Origin of the sequence: Motilimonas sp. 1_MG-2023 (assembly GCF_030547455.1) — a bacterium.
GTDB lineage: Bacteria > Pseudomonadota > Gammaproteobacteria > Enterobacterales > CBDFNC01 > Motilimonas.
Map to the genome: position 1 here is coordinate 1 of NZ_JAUOPX010000085.1, position 4,607 is coordinate 4,607.

A 4,607-nucleotide genomic window follows, 5' to 3' on the forward strand; every position below is an offset into this window, starting at 1 on the left:
ATCAACCACATCCAACGCGATTCATTATCCCGTTGGTGTGACGTTTCATCGGCAAAAATCACATCGGCTTGGCGCACGTGCGCTTTAATGGCCTGATGCAACGGCGTCAACATGCTACTAATACGTCCCTGAGCTTCAGAAATGGCCCCCGTCGAAAACCGGAGCCCATAGATCTCTTGCAATAGCGACTGGATATTGCCAATGCTCTGATGATATTGTCCAGAAAAAAGGGCAATCTGGCTCATTTAATTCGGGCCCATTTGACCACTGGGCGCCGTATCAGGCAGTGTTGTTTTCACTTTTTCCCCACAATTTGTACAGGCACCAGCGAAAAGCTGATATTCCGTGATGGTGTAATGCCTTGGTGGGATTTCAAAGACTTGATGTCGATAGTATGGCTGTGGATGAGGGATGACTAAGCCAGCGCAACATGGACAGCAAACATCAGGCACGACTATACTTGTGTGTCATCCTCACGCAATGTTTCTAAGGTGCGTTTACTGCCCGCATGGCCGAGTTGCACACCGCGCATTTTTGTCTGTTTATTTGAGTTAGGCTTATTGCGAGAAGACTTGTCTTTACGTTTTTTATCGGGCCCATCAGATGATGGGGGTTTTGAGGAGTTACTGGATGAGCCAGCCAATCGCCCTTCTAAATCAGCCATGTGCGCCCAAGCTGCTCCTGGTGAATAGTTACCAAACGACCAATTAAAGAATATTTCATACATTGAGCACTCAAGACACCGGAGCATGAATGGCTTTATGCTGAATTTAATAGCCGGATTGGTGGCCTATTGTTTGAAAGACAACAAGCCACACCTTAATCTAGCTGATGTTGAACTAAATTCATTAGTAGTAGTTGCTTAAGCAGATCTCAGGTTATATTAGCTTATTTTAATCGTGCCTTTATATCGCTTAATTAGGATGCCAGTGAATGGGATGGCGTTTGGCTTGGTTCACTTTTGGTATTGTATCCGGTTGGTGCGCGGAATAATATTTCATAAATACTGGCTTCATCATAGTCTGAGCAAGCGATATCCAATGGTTCAATGATTTTCAGTAAATCGTGCCAGTGAAGAAACTCCTCGTCAGCTTTCATAATCGAAGGGTGTTCTGTTGGATGTGAGTCTTCACCCACTAACAGCTCTTCATATAGCTTTTCTCCAGGGCGAAGTCCGATTATTTTGATTTCAATATCACCAAACGGGTCATCTTCTGTTCTTAACGTTAGCCCACTAAGCTTAATCATCCGTGTAGCTAAGTCAATAATGCGAACCGGCATGCCCATGTTTAACACAAATACTTCTCCCCCCTTGGCCATCGCACCAGCTTGTATCACTAATTGTGCCGCTTCAGGAATGGTCATAAAGTAACGTATAATATCTGGGTGGGTAACAGTAACCGGTCCGCCTTGTTTAATTTGCTCCCTAAATAAAGGTACCACGGAACCTGACGATCCTAGTACATTACCAAACCTGACCATGCAAAAAAAAGTGCTAGGGCTACGCGGCGCCATCGCTTGAAGAACCAACTCTGCCATACGTTTCGAGGCGCCCATTACATTAGTGGGCCTCACTGCTTTGTCAGTTGAGATGAGCACAAAATTTTTAACCCCTGCGCTGACTGCTGCTTCGGCACAACGCCAAGTTCCAAATACATTGTTTCTGACGCCCTCTACCACGTTATCTTCTACCAGAGGAACATGTTTATAGGCCGCAGCATGATAGACCGTGTCGATATGATATTTTTGCATGACTATCATTAATCTTTTTTGCCGTTGGACTGAACCTAAGACTGCGTGTAGTTTTGTATCTAGCCCATTAACAGATATGTATTTCGAAATCTCTTGCTCTATTTTGTAAAGGCTAAATTCGTTGAGCTCAAATAATATAAGTTTAGATGGGCGCTGGGTAATAATTTGACGGCACAACTCTGATCCAATGGATCCCCCTGCGCCTGTGACCATTACATTCTTCTTACTAATGCAGCGACCAAGTAGGTCATCACTTGGTGGTACGGGAGTTCTACCCAGCAAGTCCTCTATTTCTATACTTTGAATATCATTAATATTGGCTTTGCCGTTGGTGATATCTTCTACACTAGGCATAGATAAAACTTCGGCGGAACATGATTCAAGAGTTTGTATGAGTTTGGCTCTTTCAGCGCGAGGGGTTTTCCCCAAAGCTAGTAACACTTTGACAGCGCAGTGTGTGGCGATTAAGTTTTCTAACTGGCTGTAAGGAAACACCCTTAAACCGTGTATTGTAATACCGTGTTTTTTTACATCGTCATCTATAAATGCAGCTGGTCGGTAGTCTGTGCCGCGAAACAAGGCGTGAGCAAGTTGGTAGCCGGCATTGCCTGCACCGTAAATGATTATGGCAGGCTTGTAGCGTTGCAAGCGCTGGTGAACAAGGCTTCTCAAAATTAGCCTTGGACTGCCAAGGATGATCAGTGCCACAAGTGCATAAATGACTGGCACTGAGCGCGGTATAAAGCTATGAAAGTAATAACTGCTGGCGGCAAGGACGATTGCCGATGTTGTAATTCCAGCTACCAGTGTGGTGATAGCATTGATGGTCATATAGCGCAAAATTGCGCGGTATAGCCCGAGTCTAATGAAGCAAAAGATTGAGACAGTTACGGTTACAAGAGTGGATGCTAGCTCTGGTAAGCCTGGTGAAAAAGTGAGCTCTGCGGAATCTAAGCGTAGAAACAATGCAATTAGAATGGATGCAATGATCCCTAATGCATCATAAATAATAGTGGCTAAGCGTTTGAATTTTCTTGATATATTTAACTTGTGAAAAGGCATCGATAATTCCGCTTTTATTTCAGTGGGAGATTGTACCACACGTTATTAAAAGATGAGTAGTTGGAAAAAATACCGATTTCAGTATTTAAGCAAGCAGAGTATCACTAGTTAGAAATAAATGAACCCTAGTGGCAAGGTATCGCTACTAGGGGCACTGTAATAACGCAACATTAATAGGCCCGAGTGCTGGGTAAACGCATATGCCCGTATAGTATATTTTACTCCTATAGACACATAGCAGGTGTCTCTAAACGCTTGTGCCTGCTGTATTTTGTAAACAATAGCTTAGATAAAAGGAGAAGTTAATAGCGTTGTCTATTTTGCTATTTTTTTGTAAAAAATTGTAAATAAACGTTGTTAGGCTTTTTTGTATTGACTAACATGGGCCTAGGCCACAAAACTATAAAAATTGGTTGGGTAGATTCATCACGTCCAATTTCACCTAATTTACTGCTTCTTTATGACTGTCATGTTGACTCTGAGCATAAAACTTATCTTAGTTTTTCTATTTACCTTACTGGCCATACAATTCTTTAAACCGATTGCAGAACGTGTTGGGTTAGTGGATAGCCCTAGCATTTCGCCGTCAATCTTCAAGTAATCCGCTGCAGCAAGCCTCGCCAGTAAGCGATGCTATGGGCGTAGTTGACAAATTTGCCATTGCAAGCCCGGTAGGTCGTATAGTGATTAACTTAGATCAAGTGATTGAAGGCAATAAACAACAAAACATCTTGCTAGAAAACGGTGACAAAATACATGCGCCGCCATTGCGTAATATTGTTACCGCGATGGGACACATACAAATGCCAACATCGTTGATTTTTGACAGCAATATGTCCGTTCAAGATTACATCAACGCCACCGGTGATCCGAAAAAACAAGCAGATACCGATCGTATCTATGTTATTCGCGCTAATGGCTCGGTGATGTTGCCCGATAGCAGTTAAGCGTGGTGAGGATAAGTTAATGCCGAGTGACACCATAGTCGTACCTATGGATACAGATTATGTCGACGGTTTGAGCTTGCTCACATCTTCCAAGCAAATTTTGTACCAAGTTGGCGTTGCTTGGGCTGCTATTAAGTAAGCTTAATTCATTCATTAGGGGAGTTGCAGATTACTTTGGCAGCTACCCCAGCATATAAATTTAAGAATATGACTCAAGACATAAAATTCAACCAAATTTCAACAAACTCGGATTACTCTAACCATAAAGTAGTGGATGAAATTGACTTAAAAGAGTTATTTTCAATCATATGGAATGGAAAGTATTGGGTGATTTTTTTCACTCTTCTTTTTACCGTTGCGGCCGTTGCTTTTGCTATTACACAACCTAACTACTATAAATCTCAAGTATTGTTGTCACCAAGCTCTAGTAGTGGTGGCACTGGTGGTTTAGGACAGCTTGGCGGGCTTGCAGCACTGGCGGGAGTGAATATAGGTGGTGCAAAAGGAGATAAAACTCAGCTCGCCATTGCCGTTTTAAAATCGCGTGAATTCCGAACAACCTTTATAGACAAGTACTGACGGATCCCCTCATAATTTAAGCATCGCTGTTTGATGGATCACCCGTATGTATTCGTAGATTGCCCACTCTATATCCGCGCGACTTCTTCGGTGGTCCCGCCGCCTTAGCACCTCTTTTGCAAGCCGTGTTATCGACAAAACGTGACGTGTTTTAATGGTGTTAGCTTGAAACTGATATTGCCAATTTTGTTGCCTAGCAATCAGTCCAATACACCAAAGCACAACCTCAGCTAACAGGCTGATGAGTAGCAAAATATCCAATCGTTT

6 protein-coding genes and 2 pseudogenes are annotated in these 4,607 nt (G+C 42.9%); 3 read left to right on the top strand and 5 right to left on the bottom strand.

Annotated elements, in window-relative coordinates; genetic code table 11:
* The 3 genes from Q4519_RS21350 to Q4519_RS21355 all read right to left on the bottom strand — a co-directional run.
* Positions 1 to 245, bottom strand: a 245-nt coding sequence (locus Q4519_RS21350; RefSeq protein ID WP_303515910.1) for a transposase, incomplete at its 3' end; no start/stop codon positions are given.
* Positions 246 to 452 carry an IS66 family transposase zinc-finger binding domain-containing protein gene (locus Q4519_RS22485; RefSeq protein WP_369293064.1) on the bottom strand — a complete coding sequence of 69 codons (207 nt, stop codon included), beginning with the start codon at positions 450 to 452 and terminating at the stop codon, positions 246 to 248.
* Between the two features lie 2 nt (positions 453 to 454).
* Positions 455 to 751: a DUF6444 domain-containing protein gene (locus Q4519_RS21355; RefSeq protein ID WP_336623456.1), complete on the bottom strand. Its 297-nt coding sequence runs from the start codon at positions 749 to 751 to the stop codon at positions 455 to 457.
* On the opposite strand from Q4519_RS21355, the pseudogene Q4519_RS21360 reads away from it, so the two are divergent.
* Positions 702 to 866, top strand: a pseudogene (locus Q4519_RS21360) (IS982 family transposase); the annotation flags it as partial. The gene Q4519_RS21355 and the pseudogene Q4519_RS21360 sit on opposite strands and share 50 nt — an antisense overlap.
* Positions 867 to 918: 52 nt before the next feature.
* Here the strand turns inward: Q4519_RS21360 and Q4519_RS21365 are convergent.
* On the bottom strand, positions 919 to 2,814 hold the full coding sequence (locus tag Q4519_RS21365) for a nucleoside-diphosphate sugar epimerase/dehydratase (protein ID WP_303515912.1): 1,896 nt from the start codon (positions 2,812 to 2,814) through the stop codon (positions 919 to 921).
* Between the two features lie 635 nt (positions 2,815 to 3,449).
* On the opposite strand from Q4519_RS21365, the gene Q4519_RS21370 reads away from it, so the two are divergent.
* Both Q4519_RS21370 and Q4519_RS21375 read left to right on the top strand, forming a co-directional pair.
* Positions 3,450 to 3,761, top strand: a complete 312-nt coding sequence (locus Q4519_RS21370) for a capsule biosynthesis GfcC family protein (protein ID WP_303515915.1) — start codon at positions 3,450 to 3,452, stop codon at positions 3,759 to 3,761.
* Positions 3,762 to 3,935: 174 nt separating this feature from the next.
* Positions 3,936 to 4,340: a Wzz/FepE/Etk N-terminal domain-containing protein gene (locus Q4519_RS21375; RefSeq protein ID WP_303515918.1), complete on the top strand. Its 405-nt coding sequence runs from the start codon at positions 3,936 to 3,938 to the stop codon at positions 4,338 to 4,340.
* 99 nt (positions 4,341 to 4,439) lie between these two features.
* On the opposite strand, the pseudogene Q4519_RS21380 reads toward Q4519_RS21375, so the two are convergent.
* Positions 4,440 to 4,607 (bottom strand): annotated as a pseudogene (locus Q4519_RS21380) (IS4 family transposase); the annotation flags it as partial.